This window comes from Salicola sp. AFF1 (genome assembly GCF_056783195.1).
Genome location: NZ_JBXAYL010000066.1, coordinates 1 through 3,001, shown reverse-complemented (window position 1 = coordinate 3,001; position 3,001 = coordinate 1). Strand labels below are relative to the sequence as shown.

The window sequence follows — 3,001 nt, the reverse complement described above, 5'->3', positions numbered from 1 at the left end:
GTTGGTTCGTGTGTAGAGGCTTGAATTCTAACACTTTAAGCCGCTTTTTCCTTCCTTCTCATGAGAAATCCGGGCTAGGCACTTCGCCAACCCAATCAGTTCCGGTCTCCTTATACTCCGGATAACTCGGATAGCTCATACCGCCATCTCCTCAATCATCCGCTTGATCGTGTCCGTGCATTCCTTGAGGTCCGCGTCGATCTCCTCCAGTGGCCTGGGCGGCTCGAACACGTAGAAGTGGCGGTTGAAGGGGATCTCGTAGCCGACGATGCCGACTTCGCCGTCTTTCTCATCCGTTTTGGACTCGTCGATCCAGGCGTCCGGCACATGGGGCAGGACTTCGCGCTCAAAGTAGTCGTAGACGGACTCGCCGAGCGGGACGTTTTCGTTGTCCCGCAGGTCCGGGTCGGCTTCGAGGTTGCCTTTCTTATCCCGGCAGTAGTCGGCTTCCGGGTCGTGCTCGCCCAGCGCCTTCCAGATGTTCTTGAGCTGGGCGGTGCTGGGGTAGAAGGTGGCCCTGGTGCATTCGCCCTTGAGCGCTTCCAGGAAGGCTTCCCGGTTGCGGTAGAGGGTGTCGCCCAGGCTTTCACAGGCGCTGATCAGGTTGGCCTGGTCGGCCTCGGAGAGCTTTTCGAAGAACTTCTCGCCCTTCATTCGCTCGATGCGCTCCGGTGAAGCCTGGAAGTTGAGCTGCAGTGGGCGCTCCACGGTGATGCGCCGGTAGCCGAAGGCCTGGGTCGGGAAGATCTTGCTCTCGTCGGTCTCCTCGAACCGGCCGTACTGGCGCACGATCTCGTCCTGCTCGGATTCGGGGATGTAGTTGCGTTTGCTGCCCAGCGACTTGCGCATCTTGGCGTAGCGGTCCGCCGCGTTGATGAGCTGGACCTTGTTGCGCCGCTGCTCGGGCTTGTCGTTGGATAGCACCCAGACGTAGGTGTTTATGCCGGTGTTGAAGAACGAGTCCGACGGCAGCGCCACAATGGCCTCCACCAGATCGTGCTCCAGCATGTAACGGCGGATCTCGGATTCACCGCTGCCAGCGCCACCGGTAAACAGCGGCGAGCCGTTCAGGATGATGCCGATGCGCGAGCCGCCCTTGTCCGCCGGGCGCATCTTGGCGACCAGGTGCATGAGAAACAGCAGCGAGCCGTCCGAGACCCGTGGCAAACCGGGGCCGAATCGCCCTTCATAGCCACGCTCCTTGTGTTCCTTCTGGACCTTGTCCTGCACCTTCTTCCAGTCCACGCCGAAGGGCGGATTGCTTAGCATGACGTCGAACGTATTGCCGCGCAGCTGATCGTCCGAGAGGGTGTTGCCCAGCTTGATGTTCTCGACCTTCTCGCCCTTGATGAGCATGTCGCCCACACAGATGGCGTAGGACTCGGGGTTGAGCTCCTGGCCGCTGACGGAGACGTCCACCTGGTCACTGATGGACTTCACGTAGGATTCCGCCTCTGAGAGGAACCCGCCCGTTCCACAGGTCGGGTCGTAGATCGTCAGGATCTTGCCGGGCTGGAGGTGGTCTTCCTCGCCGGTCATCACCAGGGAGGTGGCCAGGTGCACGATGTCGCGTGGGGTGAAGTGTTCCCCGGCCGTCTCGTTGGAACTCTCCGCGAACTTGCGGATCAGCTCCTCAAACACGCTGCCCATGCCGAAGTTGGAGATGCGCTTCGGGCTCAGGTCCACCGCCGCGAACTCCTGGACCACCTGATAAAGCAGGTTGCTGCTCTCCAGCTGCTGGACGAAGTCCTCGAAATTGAAATGCTCGAAGATCGCCCGGGCCTGGGCGCTGAATGAGTGCACGTAGCTCATCAGGTCCTCGCCGGTCTGCGTGTCCGACAGGGACGCCAGGCTCAGCGGGGAGCTGTTGTAGAACGGTTGGTCAGCGGCGCGGTGCAGCAGGCGGTCTCTGGCGGTTTCGGATTTGTCCGCGTGCTGCTTGGCGGCATCCAGAACCGCCTCCTTAGTCGGCTCCAGCACGCATTCCATTCTGCGCAGCAGGGTGAACGGCAGGATGACGCGGCCGTACTGGGACTGCTTGAGATCGCCGCGCAGCAGATCGGCAATGGACCAGATGAAGGATGCTATTTCGGAGTGGTTTTCCGTGTTCATTCGGGCTCCGTGGCGTGATGCAGTGGATGCAATACGAAAAAACCCGCCAAAGTGTGCATCGTGGAGAGGCATGGCGGGTGTGTCTACTGCGGTAAAACGCTCAGGCGTCCAGCTTACCATCTACTGGCTCAATGATCGCTGAATCCTCATAATCCGGCCGGTTCATCCGCGGGGTTACGGGCCAGCTGTCGAGCCGTTCGGGGTCCAGGCGCCGGGTCACACGCTTGATCTCTGTCCGCTCCACAATGTCGGGGTCGAGCCAGTCGTACAAGGACTCAGGATCCAGGACCACCGGCTGGCGATCATGGATAGGGCGCAGGTTGGGCGCAGCGGGTTCAGTGAGGATGGCTACTGAAAAGCCCGCCTCGGCGTTACCTGAGTAGATCCCGGCAAAGAACAGGACGTCCTGCTCCCCCTGGGAAGGGTCTGTGATGTAGTAGGGGTGCTTGCGCCACTGCTGAAGCTGACTGCTGTAGAGTCCCTCACGACGCAGCAGCACGCCCAGTTCGCCATGGGCACATTGATCCGCCTCAGCGATGATGCGCAACTTGTACTCGGTCGAGAACCGGCGTCGGGTCCGCTTCTCCAACTCGGGCGAGGGAGTGATCTGGTTCTCGGGTAGCTCTGATTGAGGCTTGGGCATAACAACTTCTGAGTCCAGCGCCCTGAAATCTAGTTTAACTCACTCGGGTGTTGTCTGGATTCAGGTTGACACTCAGGGCTTCAGGGATCGACTGGACCAGCCCGAAACTGGCTTCCATCTGGGTGTTGAGCAGGGTTGTTAGGACGAAATTGCCGATGCGGAGTTGGTGGGGAGTTATGGTGATTTCTGGTGTATGGAAGCAGGCTGAAGAGGTGGCATATCCTGTTGGTTGATCTCCGCCAAGAT

The 3,001-nt window shown here is 60.0% G+C and carries 3 protein-coding genes; all 3 read right to left on the bottom strand.

Annotated features, from left to right (window positions below):
- Positions 1–135: 135 nt before the first annotated feature.
- A complete protein-coding gene (locus AC1RQI_RS16475) occupies positions 136–2,112 on the bottom strand; it encodes a type I restriction-modification system subunit M (protein WP_481905700.1) in 1,977 nt (658 codons plus the stop codon).
- Positions 2,113–2,212: 100 nt separating this feature from the next.
- On the bottom strand, positions 2,213–2,755 hold the full coding sequence (locus tag AC1RQI_RS16470; RefSeq protein ID WP_481905699.1) for an SOS response-associated peptidase family protein: 543 nt from the start codon (positions 2,753–2,755) through the stop codon (positions 2,213–2,215).
- Positions 2,756–2,789: 34 nt separating this feature from the next.
- Positions 2,790–3,001: hypothetical protein (locus AC1RQI_RS16465; protein WP_481905698.1), on the bottom strand; the 212-nt coding region annotated here is incomplete at its 5' end.

What these genes read in the sequence shown, in the direction of transcription:
- AC1RQI_RS16475 (WP_481905700.1), bottom strand. Translation starts at nt 2,112, where the DNA reads ATGAACACGGAAAACCACTCCGAAATAGCATCCTTCATCTGGTCCATT.
- AC1RQI_RS16470 (WP_481905699.1), bottom strand. Translation starts at nt 2,755, where the DNA reads ATGCCCAAGCCTCAATCAGAGCTACCCGAGAACCAGATCACTCCCTCG.